19 protein-coding genes are annotated in these 18,672 nt (G+C 60.2%); 8 read left to right on the plus strand and 11 right to left on the minus strand.

The window, feature by feature from the left end; all coding sequences use genetic code 11:
• Window positions 1-114: 114 nt before the first annotated feature.
• The 5 genes from ABIB95_RS21415 to ABIB95_RS21430 all read right to left on the minus strand — a co-directional run bounded on the left by ABIB95_RS21415 (window position 115) and on the right by ABIB95_RS21430 (window position 4,226).
• Entirely contained in the window at window positions 115-522 is a 408-nt protein-coding gene (locus ABIB95_RS21415; RefSeq protein WP_071911343.1) for a Rap1a/Tai family immunity protein, read from the minus strand.
• 696 nt (window positions 523-1,218) lie between these two features.
• Complete coding sequence (locus ABIB95_RS21420) at window positions 1,219-1,908, minus strand: hypothetical protein (protein ID WP_071911341.1); 690 nt, start codon at window positions 1,906-1,908, stop codon at window positions 1,219-1,221.
• Window positions 1,909-1,996: 88 nt separating this feature from the next.
• Window positions 1,997-2,194, minus strand: coding sequence for a hypothetical protein (locus ABIB95_RS47380; RefSeq protein WP_071911340.1), 198 nt, complete (start codon window positions 2,192-2,194; stop codon window positions 1,997-1,999).
• 209 nt (window positions 2,195-2,403) lie between these two features.
• Window positions 2,404-2,988 (minus strand): protein-S-isoprenylcysteine O-methyltransferase, encoded by a 585-nt coding sequence (locus ABIB95_RS21425; protein WP_208088033.1) that lies wholly within the window; start codon window positions 2,986-2,988, stop codon window positions 2,404-2,406.
• 5 nt (window positions 2,989-2,993) lie between these two features.
• The gene (locus tag ABIB95_RS21430) at window positions 2,994-4,226 is read right to left on the minus strand and encodes a hypothetical protein (RefSeq protein WP_247303758.1); all 1,233 of its coding nucleotides are present in this window, start codon (window positions 4,224-4,226) and stop codon (window positions 2,994-2,996) included.
• A 263-nt stretch (window positions 4,227-4,489) separates the two neighbouring features.
• Between ABIB95_RS21430 and ABIB95_RS21435 the strand changes: the two genes are divergently transcribed.
• The 4 genes from ABIB95_RS21435 to ABIB95_RS21450 all read left to right on the plus strand — a co-directional run bounded on the left by ABIB95_RS21435 (window position 4,490) and on the right by ABIB95_RS21450 (window position 7,419).
• Window positions 4,490-5,131, plus strand: coding sequence for an SGNH/GDSL hydrolase family protein (locus ABIB95_RS21435; RefSeq protein WP_247344867.1), 642 nt, complete (start codon window positions 4,490-4,492; stop codon window positions 5,129-5,131).
• 182 nt (window positions 5,132-5,313) lie between these two features.
• On the plus strand, window positions 5,314-5,574 hold the full coding sequence (locus tag ABIB95_RS21440; protein ID WP_354076944.1) for a hypothetical protein: 261 nt from the start codon (window positions 5,314-5,316) through the stop codon (window positions 5,572-5,574).
• Window positions 5,575-6,856: 1,282 nt separating this feature from the next.
• The gene (locus ABIB95_RS21445) at window positions 6,857-7,030 is read left to right on the plus strand and encodes a hypothetical protein (protein ID WP_247303764.1); all 174 of its coding nucleotides are present in this window, start codon (window positions 6,857-6,859) and stop codon (window positions 7,028-7,030) included.
• A gap of 8 nt (window positions 7,031-7,038) precedes the next feature.
• A complete protein-coding gene (locus tag ABIB95_RS21450; protein WP_354241893.1) occupies window positions 7,039-7,419 on the plus strand; it encodes a hypothetical protein in 381 nt (126 codons plus the stop codon).
• Window positions 7,420-7,607: 188 nt separating this feature from the next.
• Here the strand turns inward: ABIB95_RS21450 and tenA are convergent, their stop codons facing one another.
• The 5 genes from tenA to ABIB95_RS21475 form a co-directional block, all read right to left on the minus strand.
• Window positions 7,608-8,282: a thiaminase II gene (gene tenA / locus ABIB95_RS21455; RefSeq protein ID WP_063986180.1), complete on the minus strand. Its 675-nt coding sequence runs from the start codon at window positions 8,280-8,282 to the stop codon at window positions 7,608-7,610.
• Window positions 8,283-8,735: 453 nt separating this feature from the next.
• Complete coding sequence (locus ABIB95_RS21460) at window positions 8,736-9,596, minus strand: carbohydrate ABC transporter permease (protein ID WP_063981793.1); 861 nt, start codon at window positions 9,594-9,596, stop codon at window positions 8,736-8,738.
• Window positions 9,593-10,480: a carbohydrate ABC transporter permease gene (locus ABIB95_RS21465; RefSeq protein WP_354241896.1), complete on the minus strand. Its 888-nt coding sequence runs from the start codon at window positions 10,478-10,480 to the stop codon at window positions 9,593-9,595. The genes ABIB95_RS21460 and ABIB95_RS21465 overlap by 4 nt, the downstream gene beginning before the upstream one ends.
• A gap of 65 nt (window positions 10,481-10,545) precedes the next feature.
• Window positions 10,546-11,889: an ABC transporter substrate-binding protein gene (locus ABIB95_RS21470; RefSeq protein WP_354241899.1), complete on the minus strand. Its 1,344-nt coding sequence runs from the start codon at window positions 11,887-11,889 to the stop codon at window positions 10,546-10,548.
• 113 nt (window positions 11,890-12,002) lie between these two features.
• The gene (locus ABIB95_RS21475; RefSeq protein ID WP_354241902.1) at window positions 12,003-13,040 is read right to left on the minus strand and encodes a LacI family DNA-binding transcriptional regulator; all 1,038 of its coding nucleotides are present in this window, start codon (window positions 13,038-13,040) and stop codon (window positions 12,003-12,005) included.
• 189 nt (window positions 13,041-13,229) lie between these two features.
• Between ABIB95_RS21475 and ABIB95_RS21480 the strand changes: the two genes are divergently transcribed.
• From ABIB95_RS21480 to ABIB95_RS21495, 4 genes are read left to right on the plus strand one after another with little or no spacing between them, the layout of a single operon-like run.
• The gene (locus tag ABIB95_RS21480) at window positions 13,230-13,952 is read left to right on the plus strand and encodes a glucosamine-6-phosphate deaminase (protein ID WP_354241904.1); all 723 of its coding nucleotides are present in this window, start codon (window positions 13,230-13,232) and stop codon (window positions 13,950-13,952) included.
• Window positions 13,949-15,097 carry an N-acetylglucosamine-6-phosphate deacetylase gene (locus ABIB95_RS21485; protein WP_354241907.1) on the plus strand — a complete coding sequence of 383 codons (1,149 nt, stop codon included), beginning with the start codon at window positions 13,949-13,951 and terminating at the stop codon, window positions 15,095-15,097. Before ABIB95_RS21480 ends, ABIB95_RS21485 begins: the two co-directional genes overlap by 4 nt.
• 10 nt (window positions 15,098-15,107) lie before the next feature.
• On the plus strand, window positions 15,108-16,154 hold the full coding sequence (locus tag ABIB95_RS21490; protein ID WP_354241910.1) for a Gfo/Idh/MocA family protein: 1,047 nt from the start codon (window positions 15,108-15,110) through the stop codon (window positions 16,152-16,154).
• Window positions 16,144-17,151 carry a Gfo/Idh/MocA family protein gene (locus tag ABIB95_RS21495; protein ID WP_354123501.1) on the plus strand — a complete coding sequence of 336 codons (1,008 nt, stop codon included), beginning with the start codon at window positions 16,144-16,146 and terminating at the stop codon, window positions 17,149-17,151. The genes ABIB95_RS21490 and ABIB95_RS21495 overlap by 11 nt, the downstream gene beginning before the upstream one ends.
• A 731-nt stretch (window positions 17,152-17,882) precedes the next feature.
• Here ABIB95_RS21495 and ABIB95_RS21500 read toward each other — a convergent pair.
• Entirely contained in the window at window positions 17,883-18,518 is a 636-nt protein-coding gene (locus ABIB95_RS21500) for a response regulator transcription factor (RefSeq protein WP_028152046.1), read from the minus strand.
• Window positions 18,519-18,672: the final 154 nt, after the last annotated feature.

An 18,672-nucleotide genomic window follows, 5' to 3' on the forward strand; every position in this document is an offset into this window, starting at 1 on the left:
GTGGAGGTGTCGGTTCAGTTCGCGCACCTCGGCGGTAGTGCATTGCGAATCAATCAGGCCGGACGCGAACATCGCGGACCGTAAGGCTAGTATCAGTATCCACAGATACGCGTTCTAATTGGATTTTTTTGGGGCACGCTTTTTCGGTCCAGTTCCGGCACCGTCCCCACGGCAGGGCCAAGCATCCCTGAATGCTTCGATCGCGACGGTGATCCCCGGTTCATTCACTCGATCCGGATTGTTATCAAGATACTGCAGAAAAACCTTCGCACTTTGCAAAGGGCTGCCTTGCGCGGGGGGGCATGCACGCACGTCAGCGGGCAGATTTGGCGAAAAGAGCATCGCGGTCTCGATCATTCCCTCACATGCGCCTGCGGACCGAGCTTCGTCCTGATTGCGAAGCGAGTTCTTGACAAGTAGCTCGCAAGACTTTTGCGCGTCGGTTCCCTTATCGACAACCGTGGCACTGGCCTTCCCGATGATCGCTAGGATAAGGCCGGCAACAATCATATGGACCCGCATCCGCGTCCCCCGAATACCGGCGCGATAGCTTGCAGGCATTGAGTATGCTGCAAAGAGAGCGGCCGCCCGCGCCGTTCCAGGCGGCTCAGACGGCTTAGCTCAAAAAAAGCGTCTGATCCACCGCGCTCAAATAGGAGCGAAGTGAACTCACCTCTTCCATTTCCACAAAGCTAAAAGAGCCCTTGTCGACTTGACAACACGCAACTTTACGCGCCGTGACCGCCGCAAAGGTCGGCTACACCGCGATCATGATCGCGAATCAACATCGGCGGCGACAAGCGTGCTGATGGTACAGATCTCGATCCGGCGCGGAGAGCATCTATTATCCTGCCGTGTACGCGACGTGCACTGGTCGATTGATGTCGATGCTCGGCCTCGACGCAGAACCATTGCCTAAGCGGTGATCTTCGTCTGCGACGACAAGTTCTGCGAACCTTCCTCAACTACGCCAAGGAGGACTTCACCCTCAGAACGGTTTCCAACAAGAGCTTAGCAATGTCCAAGCTGAGGTGGAGCTGCCTTGCAGCGCAGCTCCACGGACGTTCCCATCGCGGCCTATTCATCAACGAGGCGAGGCAGCGCACGAATGTTGGTCGTATCGAACCGCATCCTCAAAGAACAAGCTCGCTTGAATTTCTTGAAGACCTCACACCCATCCTGACGCAAGGAAAACCGGATGAACTCAATCCGAGGATTCTAGCCTCGACCAGGTTCAAGCTGCACCGTTTTTCGCCCCCCGTTCAGCTCTCTGAGTTTGTTGACGTATTCCTCAGGCTTTAGCAGATGAAACGGAGCGTTGAGGCCCATGAACGTCGCTATGCGGCCGATAAAGGCAGTACAGTTTGTCGTTGCTGCATTCCAGAGCGGCGAAGACTCCTGCTGGCGCTTGATATAAGCAAAGACCTTCTTGGCGTCTGCCTCAGACAAATAGACGCGATAGCTGGCCGTCAGATATTGCTCGTCAAGATCACCGTAGGTCGCCCCCGTCTCAGAAGGGACAAACATGATGTGTCCCAGGATATAGGGCACCTCGTCGCCGGCCGGAGCCAGACCAGCGACCTCGACCTGCTTTTCGCCCGTCTTTCCGTACCAGACGAATGCATGACCGTACGTTGCCGCCGTGCGGGCACGAAAATCAACGTAGTAGGGACCCGTGGCGGCAGCTCTTCGAACTGGCTTTACATCGGATATCGCCGACGTAGCAGCAGCCATGCTCGCCGCATGCTTCGTCGCCGAACTGGGGAGAGCGTCCCGTTGCTGCTGGTCGGTACGCGCCACGACTGGTTGCGCGCTACTGATCCCCGCCCCCAAGCCTACAAAGGCCGCCAGCATGGCGGCCTTTGCAAGAAGCTCCAGACCCGGATACTTCCGAATCACTTCCGCCATCTTCGAATCCTCTTGGATCCAAGATCCGATGCCACAGGTAATCTGCTACCCCAAACGAACGCCGCTGGCGTACGAATGAATAGTCAGATCAACCCTTGGTCACCAACGGAGCCGGGGCAGCGACCGGGTATTTGCCCACGGGGCTCTTACCCACGGGATATTTGCCGATCGGAGCTTTGCCAACCGGCGCCGCGACGGCAACCGGCTGAGGCCGTGGCAGGTCCGCAGCAGCTGCGGTTCCCACGAAAGCCAAAGAAGCGATTCCAAGGACAACGAATTTCAACATCGGTTCTCACCATTGTTCGGAACGATTGGATTCACCTGACACGCATAGGAATAACCCGACACTCGCCACGGCACCAACGAATAGACCGGGGAGTCCGCGGTTCCGACCGCTTTTTCTGCCGTATGTTGCGGAAATGGCACGCAAATTGAGGCGTCTGGTTCCAAATCAGTCTCGTGGGTACCACAGGTCGAGACGTGCCGGGACCTACCTCAGAGTATCCACGGGAAGACCCGACCGGTCCGCGCCATATAATCGCGATAGCTGTCGCCAAACGTCTGCAACATCATTCGCTCTTCTCTTGCAACGCGGCCAAAGAACAAAATCCCGAAGCCGGCAATGCCTGCAAAACCGGCGATCCAATTCGGCAGCAGCAATGCCTGGGCGATGGCCCACAGCCAAAATGCCGAATACATCGGGTGTCGAACTCTCCGGTAAATCCCTTCCGTCACAAGCTCATGGTTCTCCCGCACGTCGAGACTTATCGACCAATTCCGGCCGAGTGCACGGTGTGTCAGGTGAAACACGCCCAAAGCCGCAATCGCAAAGAAAGACCCCAGCCAAGCCAACCAGGGATAAAAACTGTGATCTGCGAAACGAGGCATTCCTGTCGCTACGTAGGCGAGCGGCACAAGTCCGAGGCCCGAAAGAGATATGAGCAGGAGCGCAGTTTCCAGGGGGCCGCGAGCGCTCCGCACAACCCTCGCACGGCGGGAACGCCGCGCGTACTTATAGCGTATGAGGTACCAGCCGATCACCAACGCAACGAAGATGACTTTTGAAATGGTGGGCGTCATTTGAATCAGGCTGCCGCGCCCGGATTTCCCAGCAGTTCGCTTTCCGACACCGGCGCGCCCGCAACAAGGCCTCCGTCGTCAGCGATCATCGACACAGCGCCATCCGGGGCGAGCGTCTGGGATTTGGCTGAAATAGGTCCGCAAGTCAGCATGAAGTAGTCATACGATGTTCGCCTGTCATTTCCGCTGACGAACTGGCAGTGCACGCGGAAGAAATTGAAGCGGATGCGTTGATACATGTCGTCGTTAAGCATTCGACTAATCTTCACGACCCTGACGGTCGCCTCGTTTTCTGTCGACAAGCCCATTTCGGCCATTGGCCGGCATTTGTAAAAATTCAACACGTCGGTGAGGGCCTGATAGTCGCCCCAGAAGATCGCGCGGGAATTGGCGACGCGTTCCACCGCCCCGCGAAAGCGCACTGCCTTCGGGTGCAGGCCGATCTTGAGTATGGAAGATCCAACGCTCAAGAATGTGACGGGAATCTTTTTCCGACCGAGCGCAGGGTCCAGCTTCAAGGCGCGATCAAGTAGATCAACCGCTAGTACGGCGCCAAGGCTGTGCCCTACGACCAAAATTTCGTCTGCGGCAGAGTTGCTCGCCGCAACCACAAGCTCGGCGGCCAACCTGTCCAGCCTCTGCTCTATTTCCGAATTACCGAATCGAATGTACTCGCAAGAAAAGATCCAATCGTCGAACAAGTCGCCCAGGTGCAGCCAGCGCCACGGACCCGCCAACACGGCTGCGAGTCCGAAGAGGCCGCCACCGGTAGCAATGGGAATTGATCCGGTGATCTTGAATGCAGCCACGCCAATCAAAAAGGCGGCAGCGATGAGCAATCCGAACGCGACAAATGGATAGAGAAAGAAAAGTGCGTAGCGCCAATTGGTCTGCAAGTAACGCCAAAGAGCGCCGGCCAATACGAAATCCAGAAACGCAAGAATGCCGATGGAAATGCGTGAGCCGATGCTTCGACCCCCGAACACCTCGATTACATCGTGCCATCGGACCAGACGGTAATCGGTTTCGACGAGCCAATCGGGGCCGATTGTCGTCACGTTCCATTGTATCTGGTCGGCGGTATCATGCGAACCGTCGACGGTCGCTTTCACTGACCAAGTACGTTGGAACCTCTCAATTTCGCGCACAAAGCGTCGTTGCGCGCTGGCATGCGACGTGATTGGATCATAGCCACCGATATGGAATACCAACCGTTTCGCTACAGGCTTGCCGCACATTGTCTTATCCCCGGACTCATGCGTGCTGCTCGCTGCCCCCTCAATCGATCTGTAATCAAAAACAGACGTTTGACGCCAAGGGTTGTCAAGAGAGAATCCACCAGTTATTGGGGAACATGGGTCGATTTGTTCTACCATGCGTAAGCCGAACCGCTCGAACAATAGCGTCGATCGGTGCTGCCGTGATTGTCGGTTTGTCGAGCACAGCGCCCTCTCAAGCGCAGGACGGGGCATCATCTGGCGAGAGATGCCTTGCTGCAAATTTGGATGTTTCGCTGGGCGCACAATTGCCCCGCACGGCGGCGCGTTTGAGATCTGGTGAGCCGCTAAAGATTGTCGCGATCGGATCATCGTCGACCGTGGGGCTCTGGGTACTTCGGTCCGCGGCCACATATCCGCAGGTGATGCGCCGAGAACTCTCGAGGCTTAGATCCAACGCAACGATCGAGGTCATCAACAGCGGTCGAGTCGGTGATACGATTCCGAACAACATCGCGCGGTTCGAGCGTGACGTTTTCGCGCACACGCCTGATCTCGTTATCTGGCAATTAGGTACTAATGACGTCGCCTGGGGTGGCCGGCCGGACCAAGGGCTCAAAAGAAGCGTTCTTGAAGGGGTAAGGGCACTTAAGGCGGGGTCTGCCGATGTCGTGCTGATGGATCTGCAATATGCGCCACAGGTGCTCGCTTCCGCTAGCTACTCAACGATGGAGGGCATCATCGCCGATGCCGCGAAGCAGGAACGGGTCGGTCTATTCTCTCGTTTTGCGCTGATGCGTAACTCGATCAATGCCGGAGTTGCGCAAAGCGAGCTTGTAACGTGGGACGGATTGCACAACACCGCCGATGGTTATGATTGCATTGGACGAGCCCTTGCCCGAGCAATCTCAACGAGTGCGCGTTGAGAGGCCCTAGCTCAGGCGAATCGAAGGCTGCGGGCTCGCAAGAGTTTGGGCACCGGCCGTGACAGCGATGCCGAGGGTGCAGATGCCCACCAACGCGAACAAAGACCAATTATCGTCGACAATCACCGCATCTCTCGCAGCGGTGACAGCAATTCGCGCCGACGCTGTCAGGAGGTGCGCTCATGCACCATTATGCCAGCCAACTTGTTGACCTGTTACTGGTGGTTGTCGCCGCGTGGATGGTGCCGGCCACCGTCTTTATTATCTACGCCTATTTCGCTCGTCTTAAGAATCCGGTCAGCGAATCGATCTTTGGACGTGTGGTGATCATATCCTTGTTCATCATAACCACGTCGATCTGGCTCCCGATAATTCTGACCGCCATAGTCCTATCACTGATCGGTCATTTGTGGTTCCGCTTCAGGGGACAACTACGCAAATAGCTGGGTATTGGTAGAGGCGAAAAAGATGGAGTCGAATTAGAGCGGCCCCTCAGAAAACTAAAAAAGGGAAGCGAAGCAATGTCCGCATTTCTCCCTGCTCTGACGATAGCTGCTGTCAATTTTATAACAATCGCCACGGCTGCAGAATGGCGACCGCAGTTTCTCTCAGCGTGCCGGAACGGTTGCGCGCAGCAAGGCGGCTTTTCGACGGACGCTTGCTTGCAGATTTGCATCTGCATGGCGTCAGAGTTGGGAGCGAAGTTTAGTATCGAGACTCTCGGCTCCATTGATCCCCCGAGTGCTGAGCAACTACACCAAACTAACGAAATCAGAATGCTTTGCGTCCGGCGAGTACTAGGACGTTAGAGCTGTTGCCATTGGCACGGTGGTCATCAGCTTGACCCTGACGTAGCTCTCCGTCTTTCCAGACGCAAAATTGGCTGCCCCGGCTGTTCGAGGACAATATCGCGCCGACGGCGCATCCGAGTTCTCCCTTGCGAGACCATCTCAGCCCTGAGCTCGAAAATGGCCTTTGCGCCTGGTGGATGCGATCGCAAACGGACATGGCGATCCTTCCATTCTCGACCCCGATCGACTGCCTTGGATGCCGAACGAAAGAGGATATCCCAAGAGTTGCAGAACGAACCGCCTGCCTCAAAGGAAGTCGCGCTGCATCCCGCCGTCCTGAAACGATATGAGGAGCAACTCAATCGGCTTGAAGAAGCATCGGGGAAAAGTATCACAGCCGGCGACGCAGAAGCCGCAGAAGCCATCAGAGACCTTGTCGATACAGTCACTGTGTTCCGGGATCCAGCCCGACCAGGTGGAGTTGCGGTGGAGATAGCTGGCCGCCCAAATGCCTTACTCGGCGAAGCCGCCTACCTACGTTCCCCCGACGGCATTCCGAGTTTACGGTTTCCCTGGCCTAGCTCTTGCGCCGGGGCTTCACTCTCTCCCTTCGTGAGAAAGGCTGGTCGGGAACAATTCAATAAGATCAATGGATCGCGGCGGTGTATAGCAAAACAGATTTTTTCCGGCCGCCGCGAGATAGGAAACAGGTGGTGATGCGCGGAAGAAGGAGGATCGAGCAGCGGATTATTTAGTCGCCGGGATCCCTTACGCTCGCGACACGCCTTAGTGGGATCATTTCGCACATTGACCGAGGTGACACCGCGAAAGTTGAAATAAAAAGTGAATAGAAGAGCGGGGATATTCCTCAAAGCTGACTTGATCTCACCCTTCGCTGACTTTCTCAGCGCAACTAATTGATGAGTAAGTAGTTATGACTGATCAGCAATTAGCCCTGGAAGCGATTAGCGACGCGCAACTCATATTGGAAGAATTTCTTCGGCCCCATCCCAGGGATCACGCGCGTATCCTTGAAGAGTTGGTGGAAGTTCTCGAGCGGCCTGCTTTGATCGTTGCTGTAAGTCGATTGCAGCAACACGGCAATTGAGCGCGCCCATGAGCAAACCGCTTCAAGCGTTTTCTTTAACCGTTGGCATTGTTGCGCTCTCATCGCTCGAAATGACCAGCCTGCATGCCAAGCAACAATGCAGCGCCGCAATGCCGCCAAATCTGCAAGGGCAATGGTGGTCCTACCGCTTAATCGACGGACGAAAATGCTGGTACGCGGGCAAACCCATGCTGTCGAAAGCATTGCTGGAATGGCCTACAGAGCAGCGTCCCCAACCCGGTTCTCGCGGAGAAGCTACAGGTATCCTCATTGCTAACAAGCCCGGCAATCCTCTCGATGCACAAGCGTTGGCACTGAAAGAGGGCCCTGACACGTTTGAAGAGCGATGGCGTGCTAGGATCTCCATCTCCAACACTGGACACGACTGAACAATACTAATGACTTAGCGATCCTGCATCTCGCCTATCGTTGGCGAGGACTTTCGCGCCTGTTCCAGGCCGTGTGCTTCGTTACTCCAGCAATCCCGCGCACTGCGTTCCTCTAGAACAACGCGCCTCCGCAACTCGTGCGCAGCAGCCGTCAAACGAGTCCCTGCAATCAACCGATTGCCGAAGGGCTATTCAACACGCTGGCCCACACGCCAGCCCATTTCCCAGAAGTCCGCCTCAAGCCGAGTGGCTTCCTTGAAGATGGCAATCAGTTCTGCCTCGCGAGCCGGCGTGGCGTAGAGATCGGCGAGATGCTCCAAATGCGCACGCGCATTCGCCGCGACCTCCTGGTATGGCACGCCAGCGTACTCGTCGATCCAAATCCGATAGGAGTTCGTCCTAGCGTCCGCATCGGGTCGCGAGGCGAGCCGCGTTGCGATCTCCGCGTACCCGATCACGCAGGGGGCAAGTGCCACCTTGAGTGCCAGCAGATCGCCGCGCATTCCGGCATCGAGCACGTAGCGTGTGTAGGCCAGCATCTCGACCGCCGGAGGAGTTTGTTCAAGGTCACTCGGGGATAGCCCCCAACCGGCACACAGCTTCACATGAAGGCTCATTTCGACATCAAGGATGGCCGACAGGCCGGCCGCAGCTTCACGCATGTCGGCAAGCTTGGGCGACTTGTAGACCGAGAGTGCATAGGCGCGCGCAAACTCGATGAGGAACAGATAGTCCTGAGCAAGGTAGTGACGAAATGCGGCTTCAGGGAGCGAGCCATCTGCCAATCCGTTCGTGAAGGGATGCTCGGTGTAGGCCCGCCACTCAGCAGATGCTTCTGTCTTTAGACGCTCGAAGAAACTCACGATCCATTCCCGCCTGGCTTGCTTTCCTATGAACTTTTTACTCACGTCCTATCAACGCGAAGCAAGACGCTGACCTTGGCAGACCGCAGCGACTAGCGGGTAGGATGCGAATGGAATTCGCTTGCCGTCGGTCGCCGGGAATGACTGGCGTTATCACACTATCACCAACAGAACGAAATGCGCTAAATTCAAGTTTCGATCGCAGACCTGCCGTACCAGGTTCACCCAGAACCGACCCGCACGAAACCCGGTAAACGTGGCCGACTTTTTTACGAAATGCGCAGGAAAATCAACGGAGGCGGCCATTATCCCGCCGATGGCGCTAGACCGACTTGGATGATGGCGAATGTAATCGTCGCCCACTCATCGGTTAGAGATGCTCCGACAGAGCCGCCGATTAAGAGACGGATGATTTGCTAGGAAAATAACGCCTGTTCCGATGCTGCCATGGCGTCACTCCTTCAAGCCGCTGGAGGCCACGCCGCGTACGAAATTTCGACGCATCAGCGAGAAGAACAGTGCGCTCGGAACCAGCGCCAGCGCCGCGGCCGCGCTGAGGCGACCGATGTCCACGGTGAAGCCGGTCTGAAACAAGGCGAGCCCAACCTCGAGCGTATAGGTCTCCTTGTTGGTCATGACGACGAGCGGCCACGCGAAGGCAGTCCAGGCCTGAAAGAACGCCAGCACGGCAAGAGCGCCCAACGGGCCGCGCATCAGCGGCAGCACGATCCGCAGGAAGATCCAGAGCTCCCCCGCGCCATCCACCCGGGCAGCCTCCAGCAGCTCGTCAGGGATCGACGTCATCACATATTGCCGCACCAGGAAGATGCCGAAACTCATGATGAGATAGCCGACCAGGAGCCCGGGCCAGGTGTTCAACAGTCCGGCGGACTGGACGTTGAGATAGAGCGGGATCATGTAGACTTCGAAGGGAACGACCGCCGTCGCGATGATCACGCCGAAGATGACCGGGATCCCCGGTAGATCGAACTTGCCGAGCACATAACCTGCGATCGCCGATGTGGAGACGATGCTCGCGGTCGAGAGTGTCGCGAAGATCAGCGAGTTGCCGATCCAGCGAAACAGCGGCGTTTCGCGCAGGACGCTGACGATGTTCTCCAGCGTCGGCTGGTGCGGGATGACGGTCGGCGGCCACGCCAGCAGCTCCGGCGGCGTCTTGAACGCGTTGCTGATCAGGAAGACCAGCGGCAGGAGCATCATCAGGCTGACGACGCCAAGAACGGCGTCGATCACGAGGCCGACGGCACCGTTCTGACCAACGACGGACGGATGCTCGCGTTCGTGCTCGCTCATGCGCGACTCCTGTCGCGGAACAGCCTGAACTGCGCGCTGGTCAAAATGAGGACGATGACGAGCAGTACGACGGCTTCGGCGGCAGCGTAGCCGACCCGGTAGTTACGAAAGCTGTTTTCAAGCATGTCGAGGACGAGGACTCGGACGAGACGCCCCGGCGCACCCTGGACATCCGATGCCAGCACGAAGGCCTGCGCATAGATGTTGTAGGACGAGATCAGCGTGATGACCGACACGTACAGCATGACAGGCTTTAGCAGCGGCACGGCGATGTGGCGGAAGGCCTGAAACGACGAGGCGCCGTCGAGGCGCGCGGCCTCGTAGAGCGCCTCCGGGACGTTCTTCAGTCCGACCAGGAAGATCAAGACGGCATAGCCGATTGCCTGCCAGGAGCAGAGAACGATCAGGCACACCAGCGACAGGACAGGGTCGAACAGCCACGGCTGGGCCGGGATCCCGACAAGGCCGATCAGGGCGTTGAGCGGTCCGAGCCGGGCGTCGAAAATCCATTTCCAGGCCATCGCCGCCGGAACCAGCGAGACGACGTGCGGCAGGAAGACCGAGGCCTCATAGACGCCGCTGCGCCGCAGCCCCTGCCGGGTGTTGATCAAGGCGGCGAGCGCAAGCGCGACGGGGATGGTGATCGCTACGACGCTAAAGGCGATGATGGTGGTGTTGAAGATCGCTTCGAGAAACAGCGGGTCGCTCGCCAGCTCGACGAAGTTGGCGAAACCGACGAACGGCTTGCGCCGCGAGATGATATTCCACTGGAAGAGGCTGAGCCGCAGCGTCTCGATGATCGGATAGACGCGGATGCAGCCATAGAGGCCGAGGACCGGAAGCAACGCCAGAACTGGAAACAGCCATTTCGGCGTGGTGCGCATGTATCCTCCGGCAAGCGCCGGTCAGCCGCCGGCGCCTGGATTGAGTGGGTCCCTGTCGATGGAGTCTAGGGTTTGGCCAGCAGGTCTTCCCGGGCCAGGATCTTGTCGCTCTCCTCAGCCGCGGCCTTCAGGAAAGCATCGATCGCGGCGTCGTTGCCGGCCAGCGATTTGTCGGTGAACGCCTTCTCCAGCCGCGCCGCGAGCCGGGTGAGGATTTCGCTGGCAGGGCTGATCGCCGGGACCGTGAAGAAGACGTGGCCGGGCGGCGTGTTGACGAAGGCGTCGAGCTGCGGGATTTTCTTGAGCACGGCGGAGTAGTCGAGGCCTTTGCGGTTCGGGACCCAGGCCGTGTTCTCGAGCAGCCAGAGCAGATTTTCCGGCTCGTTGGCCTTTTGCACGAAATCCCAGGCGATCTGGCTCTTGGGTCCCTTGTTCGGCACGTAGAGATCGACCGGGACCATCAGCGTGCCCTTGGGCAGTGGAGCCGTGGCGTATTTGAGATTGGGCGCCTTCTTGGCGACGTCGCCGATCACCCAGGATTCCCGGATGAACATCCCGGTCTGGCCGAGCTCGAAGGCCTCCGCATCAGCCTTCATCTCGGGCGTCACGGTACGGTAGACCACGACGTTGTCGAGATACTGCTTGAGTGCGGCGCGGCCGGCTGCGTTCGCATAGGCGGCGCGCCATTTTCCGCCCTTCTCCTCGAGCAGCGTCCCGCCGTGATTATAGAGAATGGTCCAGTACTTCTCCGCGATGCCCGAACCGCCGCCGCTGAGACGCAAGCTCCATCCGCTCACCGTCGGCACGCCGGAGGCATCGCGCTGCGCGAGCTTCTGCGCATAAGCGGTGTAGTCGGCCATGGTCTTGGGCGGACCGTCGAGGCCGGCCCTGGCGAACATCTCGGTGTTGTAGAACAGCGCGCCCTGCCCCTGGAATAACGGCACACCGAAGATCTTGCCCTCGTACATGGCGGTCTTCACGCGCGTCATGTCGTAATTGGCTTTGACGAAATCGACGATCGACGCCGGCGGCTCCGGGATGAGGCCGGCCTCGAGATACCGTGCCGCCTCGACCTCCATCTCGATGACGTCCCCGGCCGCGCCCGATGGAAGCGACAGTGCCAGCCGCTTCTCGTGCTCGCGTAGCGCAATGGACTCAACGCTGATTTCGAGATCCGGGTATTTGCTCTTCAGCTGGTCGCCGACGCGCTTGTAGAACGGAGCCAGATCAGGCCACCCGCTCCAGATGGTCAGCTTCTCCGCCGAAGCAGGAGACGCAAACGCCGGCACGGCGACAGCGAGCGCCAGCGACAGCGCGGCCGACATCCATGACCGACGCCCCGAATTCGCCGGGCGAATGTTGTCCTCGGGACGCGTGATGTAGCCGAACCTGCCGACGGGTCTCATCATGAGGGTCATTCTCGCAATACAGAACGGGACAAATCCTGCGAAAAAGCTCGCATGCAACCGGTTGCGTGTCAATTGCGATCCGTTGCCGCTTTCGAAGGCCTTTGATGAAATCGTCAGCGGCCTCGCCGCTTCGCTGGCGCCGGCCCGGTCGAGGCGCGAATGACGAGATGGGAATTCAGCTTGTGGCGAATCTCGCCCGACACGCCGCCATTCATCTGGCTGAGCAGCAGACCGACTGCGACATCGCCTGCATCGGCGCAGCGCGCCGACACGGTGGTGAGCGGCGGATAGGTGGTTTCGCCGAGGACGTCGTCGCAGCCGACGACACTGAACGATTTGGGCACCTCGACATCGAGCGCAGCCAACCCTGCCATCAAGCCTTGAGCGACAAGGTCATCGAACGCGATCGCCGCAGTGACGCCGCTGGCGACGATCTGGGTGGCCGCCAGCCGGCCAGTGTCGTAGGAGGGTGGACGCGCTGGCACGGCGATCACCTTGAGCCCGCGCTTCTCCGCCTCGCGCCGGACGGCGTTGCGCCGTTGCTGGTTCGACCACGATGTCGTGGGGCCGCTGACATAGGCGATGTGCCGGTGCCCCAGCTCGGCCAGATGCGCGATCGCAGCTGCCACGCCCGGCGCGGTGTCGATCAGGACCCGCGTAATGCCTTCGATATCGCGATTGATGAGCACCAGCGGCCGGCGCGTCGCATGACGGCGGATACGCTCTTCGTCCAGGCGCGACGAGGCGAGGACAAGTCCCTCCACCTGGCCGATGAAGCGGCCGACCAGCAGCTCCTCACGCACGGGATCCTCGTCCGAATTGCCGAGGAAGACGCACAGCCCGGCCTGGTCGGCGCGCAGTTGCGCCGCCCTGATCAGCGGTGGAAAGAACGGGTTCGCGACATCCGAGACGATGAGCGCGACGTTGCCGTGGCGTCCGGTCGAAAGCGCACGCGCGACCTGGTTCGGCACATAACCGAGCTTGCCCGCGACTTCCTTGACGCGCCGGACGGTCTCCTCGGTCAGCATCTCCGGCCGCGAGAAGGCGCGCGATACGGTGGCACGCGAAACCCCGGAGGCCTTCGCGACCTGACTGATCGTCGGCACAACCGATGGACGTCCCTCCCCGCCGCTATCGGAATCGCGTTTCACCGCAGGCCGCCTCCTCTGCATCGCCTTCACCTAGACATGCCCCGGCCGGGCCCGGGGCGCAAGCTTGACATGCAACCGGTTGCATCACATTCTCTCCGCTCGAGGGTGAAGTGCAGGCCCGGCAGACCATGGATGAGCATGACGGCTTCGGTGACTCCCTCAATCGCGACGTTTAAAACGCGGGATGCGATGGGCCGGGCGGCCGCTGCGGACGTCGCTGCTGCGCTCCGCGACCACCTCGGACGGCAGAGCAACGTGCGGATGATCTTCGCAGCGGCACCGAGCCAGGCGGAGATGCTGGATGCCCTTGCTCGCGAGCGCGATATCGACTGGCGGCGCGTCACAGCCTTCCACATGGACGAATATCTCGGACTTCCCGCGGATGCGCCGGAGCGCTTCGGGGCTTGGCTGACACGTCACTTGTTCTCGCGCATCGCTTTCGGCGCGGTTCACCTGATCGGGCAGGAGCCGGATCCGGAGCGGGTAGCAGCACGCTATGCGGCCCTTCTCGGCGAAGCCCCGATCGACATCATCTGCCTCGGAATCGGCGTGAACGGTCACCTCGCCTTCAATGACCCGCCGGTCGCCGATCTGCACGACACCAAGTCGGTCAAGATTGTCGAGCTCGACGCGGTGTGCCGGCAGCAGCAGGTTGACGATGAGTGCTTCCCGACGCTCGGGGATGTTCCGACACATGCGATCACGCTGACGATTCCCCGGCTCCTGGATGCCGACCGGCTGTTTTGCGTCGTGCCCGGCGCGTCCAAACGCGCCGCCGTCGAGCGATCGCTATACGGTCCAATCGGGACCGAGTGCCCGGCGAGCGCGCTCCGCACGCACCCACGTTGCACGCTGTATCTCGACCAGGATTCCACGCCGCCACAGCTCTCACTGACACCGGTACGCGCATGACAGATCCGGCAACGCGCGTTTCGGGCCGCGATCCGGAGACCGGACAGAATCGCACCATCGTCATTCAGGACGGCCGGATCACGGACATCGCTCCCGGCGGTGACGATGACGGGCTGTGGCTGTCGCTCGGCCTGTTCGATCTGCAATTGAACGGCTTTGCGGGCTACGATCTCAATGGCCGCCCTGATCTCCGGACGGTCCGCGATCTCGTCACGGCCGTCCACAACAGCGGGGTGTCGCGTTTTGCCCCTACGCTCATCACGGCATCGCATAATGCGATCATCGAAGCATTGCGCGCCGTTGCACAGGCGCGTGACAGCGATCCGTTTCTCAAGCACGCAATGCCCTTCGTGCATGTCGAAGGCCCGCACATCGCGCCAGAAGATGGTCCGCGCGGTGCGCATCCGGCCGAACATGTCAGGCCGCCGAGCCTCGACGAGTTCGATGCGTGGCAGGCGGCCTGCGGAAACCTCGTCGGCCTCGTGACGTTGTCGCCGCATTGGCCGGAAACGGACGTCTATGTGCGCGGCCTTCATGCGCGCGGCGTCCGTGTTGCCCTCGGCCATACAAACGCCGCACCGGATCAGATCTCCGCCGCCGTCGCGGCGGGCGCAATATTGTCGACGCATCTTGGCAACGGCATCGCCGCCACGCTGCCGCGACATCCCAACCCGATCTGGTCGCAACTGGCCGAGGACGGGCTGTGGGCGAGCTTCATCGCCGATGGCCATCACCTTCCCCGCGAGACCTTCAAGGCCATGCTGCGCGCAAAGGGGCTGGAGCGAGCGATCCTGGTGTCGGATGCCGCCGCGCTCTCGGGTTGCACACCCGGAATCTACGACGCGCCGATCGGCGGCAAGGTCGAGTTGAAGGCGAACGGCCGGCTGGAAGTCGTCGGCACATCCTTTCTGGCGGGCGCAGCCGTCAGCCTCGTGTTCGGAGTTGCCACGGCAAGACGCATGGCCGGATTGACCCTGGCAGAGGCGCTGAGGCTCGCGACTGTCAATCCGCGTATCCCGTTCAACCTTCCTGCGCTGACGGTGGGAGCGCCGGCCGATCTGCTGCGCTTCCATCTCGGCAAGGATGAATCTCTCGTGCCCGAGACGGTCTATGTCGCGGGCCGTCCTTATCGTTGCAACTCTTGAGGACTGAGACATGAACCGGCTTCGCATCGGGTTGATCGGTCCGGGAGCGATCGGCGAAACACACGCGCGGGCAATACGGGCGCTCGACGATACCGTCTTGTCCGCGATCGCCGGCGGCACGCCTGAGCAGATTGCTGCGTGCATGAACGGCGAGGACGTTGCGGCATTCGCGACCACCGAGGCGATGCTGGCGAATGCCGGGATCGACGCGGTCGTGGTCTGCACCCCGAGCGGCGCGCATCATGACGTCGCGCTTGCTGCGATCGAGGCGGGGCGGCACGTGCTGGTCGAAAAGCCGCTATGCGTCGATCCGATTGAGGCTGCGTCCCTGGTCCGCGCCGCCGAGCGCTCGCAGCTGACCTGTGGCGTGGTTTCGCAGCGCCGTCTCGAACCGCAGCACCAGGCGATCAAGACCCTGCTCGACACTGGCCGGCTCGGACAGCCGCGCCTGATCGAGGCGGCGATCCATTGGTACCGCTCCGACGCCTACTACGCGGAGAAGCCGTGGCGCAGCGAAGCGGAGCATGGCGGCGGCTCGCTGTTCAATCAGGGCGTTCACAATCTCGACCTGATGCTCTGGCTGTTCGGAGCCGTCGACAGCGTTCAAGGCAAGACGACTACGCTCGGACACGCACACGCCGTCGAGGACACGACGGCGGCGCTGCTGTCTTTCGCATCCGGCACGCTCGGCGTGATCGTGACGAGTACGGCGCTGCCTCCGGGACGGCCGGCCATGCTTCGATTGTTCACGGACCGCGGCAGTTGCGAGCTCGCAAACGACAGCATCGTGCGCTGGGATTTTGCTGATGTTGCCGAGCCGCCAAGCGCGGCCGGGGTTGGGAGCGCCGCGAGCGATCCCAAGGCGATCGGGATCGAAGGACATATCGCGCAATGGCGCGACTTCGTTCAATCCGTCCGGGAGCGACGGCCGCCTGCGAGCACGTTCAGGGATGGATTCGAGGCTGCGAGACTGGTTGACGCCATCTATCGCTCGGCTTCCGAAGGTCGCGCCGTCAGCCCCAATGAGATCGCAGCGGAGGCCATTCATGCCAGCTAGCTCCGAGATGCTCGACATCGCCATCATCGGCGCAGCCCACCCGCATGTCGAATACGTGCTTTCAGAGATCGCGAACCGCCCCGATGTCCGGGTCGTGGCCGTCGCCGACCATGACCCAGCGCGGCGCACCGAGCTCGAACGACGTACGAAGTCGCCCGGCTACGCCGACCCGAATGCGCTTCTGGATGCGCATCGGGTTCGGGCCGCAGCAGTCTTCACCGAATTCGGCCTTCGCGCTCCAATCGTCGTCGAACTTTTACGCCGCGGCATCTTCGCGATCGCCGACAAGCCCATGGCTGTGACCCTGGCCCAGCTTGCGCTTATCGAGGAGACGCTCGCCGGGCGCAATTTGCTCACTCTTCTGCTCGAGAAGCGGTTTTATCCGGTCACGCTCGCACTCCGATCCGTGATCGACAGCGGCCAACTTGGAGACATTGTATCCATCACTGCAACCGGGCCGCACAAGCTGATCCCAAGCCGACGTCCAGCGTGGATGTTCGAACCATCAACTTATGGCGGCATCCTCGCTGACCTCACGGTCCACGATATTGATCTGGCCCTTTGGTTGACGGGATACACCAGCGGCACGATCAGCGGCTGGGTTTCGTCGACCCCGGCTGCCGGCACGACGAACTTTCCCGCGCTGGGGCGTGCTATTCTCGCCTGCGATGGCGGACCGGAATTCGCGATCGAAGTTGACTGGATCCAGCCCGAAGCATCGCCACGGCACGGCGACTATGCCATGCGGATCTCCGGGACAAAGGGTCGTGCTGACGTTCTGTTCGCGGAAAATCGACTGCTCGTCGAGACGGCGACGAGACCCCGGCGCGAAATCGACCTGCCCGTGGGCGCCTCGCCCGCCAGCTTCGTCTTTGATCATCTCGCCCGCGGCGAGACCTTGCAGATTGCGGCAAACGAGGCCCTGCGCGCCACGCGTATCGCAATACTTGCTCAGGAGAGTGCGGCCAACGGCGGAAAACCCATGCGATGGAGTTAACACCTACCCCGCTACCCTGGATCACAGCCAAGCAGGATCTTCGCTACCTGCGCGGGGTCGTGAAAAAGATCGTCCGTGCAGTCGATCTCCATGAAGAGCTGTCCTTTACATCATTCCGCCACGGCGGCTTTTACCGAGGGAGCCGACAGCGATCTGACGGGCGCTGAGCTCAGAGCCGCCGGCCGCCATCGCTCGTCGCGGCAGTTGCCGACCTATGCAAAGCGCACACGGAAACAGCTAATTTCCGGCACGAAGAAACGGCGAGAAGAAAGAACAAAGACAGCCGGTTTGTCGGAATAGCCACGGCGCGTCTGTCGGAATGACGACCGTGACAAACCCCTAATCTATTGAAAAGCTTGGTGGGCGCACCAGGGCTCGAACCTGGGACCCGCTGATTAAGAGTCAGCTGCGGTTTCAATGACTTGCCGGTCGCATCCCAGGCTTATGCGGCTGAAAATGGGCGTCCGTCGGACGATCATAATCCGTCATTGCGCTGCCGGTCAGGCAGGTGTGCCGAGCTCGACGTTGTATCGTCGAATTCGGGAGATCAACGTCGTGCTTTCGAGCCTCGGGCCGCTGGAAGGAAATGCCCGGATGCTCCTGGAGCGGGTCTGCCCAAGTCCGGACCTTGACAGCACCGCTGTCGCTCCAGCGAAAATCGCGGCATTTCCAACGGGAGAACGCGTTGTCGCTGATCGCTAGCGAGGCGGCGACTCGCATTGAAAGCTCCATCAAGGATTGACGAGCTTCCTGCGAACGGCGTAGCGGACCAGCTCGGCCGTCGATGACATTCTGAGCTTGCGCATCGCTGACGCGCGGTGGGTCTCGACGGTCTTTACGCTCAGCTTCAGGATGACGCCGATCGACTTGTTGGTGTGTCCCTCCGCAATAAGCTGGACAACGCCCTGCTCGCGCGCGGTGAGCAGCATGTCGGACGTATTTTGCTTGCCGGCCTGGTATTCGTGGAGCAACTTCTCCAACAGAACGCCCGTGAAGTAAGGTCTGCCATCGAGCAAGGCCTCGATCGCGAAGATCAGGTGCCTACTGGCGTCCGATTTGAACAGGAAGCCGCGAACGCCAGCCAGGATGGCTTCAGTCAGCAATTCCTCATTCTCGTGCATCGTCAGGATCAATACTTCGGTGCGCAGGTGCATCGACTTGAGGCGGCGGCTGACCTCAAGTCCGTTCATCAGCGGCATCGAATAGTCGGCTATCACGACGTCCGGACGCGTCTCCACCGCCACGGCCACAGCCTGCTCGCCGTTGGTCGCCTCTCCGCTGACGATCCAGTCTGAGCGGGTCTCAACGATCGCTCGGAGCCCGGAACGTACGACTTCATGATCATCCGCAATCACGATGCGTTTCACGGCGTCGTTCCCGTATGCGGGCCCAGAACCTGTCGGGCAATGGATGGAGATTTCCAGCAGTCAAGTGTGCCAATCTACCGATTATCCTTCAATGGGTTATCCTGCAAAACCCTGATATCTCCGGGCGGATGTACCAAACATCGGCGTTTCCAAT

The sequence above is a fragment of the Bradyrhizobium sp. LA2.1 genome, from assembly GCF_040547725.1.
Lineage (GTDB): Bacteria > Pseudomonadota > Alphaproteobacteria > Rhizobiales > Xanthobacteraceae > Bradyrhizobium > Bradyrhizobium barranii.

Excerpts from the sequence above, each read along its gene's own strand:
- ABIB95_RS21415 (WP_071911343.1), bottom strand. The coding sequence starts at position 522 with ATGCGGGTCCATATGATTGTTGCCGGCCTTATCCTAGCGATCATCGGG.
- ABIB95_RS21420 (WP_071911341.1), bottom strand. The coding sequence starts at position 1,908 with ATGGCGGAAGTGATTCGGAAGTATCCGGGTCTGGAGCTTCTTGCAAAG.
- ABIB95_RS47380 (WP_071911340.1), bottom strand. The coding sequence starts at position 2,194 with ATGTTGAAATTCGTTGTCCTTGGAATCGCTTCTTTGGCTTTCGTGGGA.
- ABIB95_RS21425 (WP_208088033.1), bottom strand. The coding sequence starts at position 2,988 with ATGACGCCCACCATTTCAAAAGTCATCTTCGTTGCGTTGGTGATCGGC.
- ABIB95_RS21430 (WP_247303758.1), bottom strand. The coding sequence starts at position 4,226 with ATGTGCGGCAAGCCTGTAGCGAAACGGTTGGTATTCCATATCGGTGGC.
- ABIB95_RS21440 (WP_354076944.1), top strand. The coding sequence starts at position 5,314 with ATGCACCATTATGCCAGCCAACTTGTTGACCTGTTACTGGTGGTTGTC.
- ABIB95_RS21445 (WP_247303764.1), top strand. The coding sequence starts at position 6,857 with ATGACTGATCAGCAATTAGCCCTGGAAGCGATTAGCGACGCGCAACTC.
- ABIB95_RS21450 (WP_354241893.1), top strand. The coding sequence starts at position 7,039 with ATGAGCAAACCGCTTCAAGCGTTTTCTTTAACCGTTGGCATTGTTGCG.
- ABIB95_RS21460 (WP_063981793.1), bottom strand. The coding sequence starts at position 9,596 with ATGAGCGAGCACGAACGCGAGCATCCGTCCGTCGTTGGTCAGAACGGT.
- ABIB95_RS21465 (WP_354241896.1), bottom strand. The coding sequence starts at position 10,480 with ATGCGCACCACGCCGAAATGGCTGTTTCCAGTTCTGGCGTTGCTTCCG.
- ABIB95_RS21470 (WP_354241899.1), bottom strand. The coding sequence starts at position 11,889 with ATGATGAGACCCGTCGGCAGGTTCGGCTACATCACGCGTCCCGAGGAC.
- ABIB95_RS21480 (WP_354241904.1), top strand. The coding sequence starts at position 13,230 with ATGGGCCGGGCGGCCGCTGCGGACGTCGCTGCTGCGCTCCGCGACCAC.
- ABIB95_RS21485 (WP_354241907.1), top strand. The coding sequence starts at position 13,949 with ATGACAGATCCGGCAACGCGCGTTTCGGGCCGCGATCCGGAGACCGGA.
- ABIB95_RS21490 (WP_354241910.1), top strand. The coding sequence starts at position 15,108 with ATGAACCGGCTTCGCATCGGGTTGATCGGTCCGGGAGCGATCGGCGAA.
- ABIB95_RS21495 (WP_354123501.1), top strand. The coding sequence starts at position 16,144 with ATGCCAGCTAGCTCCGAGATGCTCGACATCGCCATCATCGGCGCAGCC.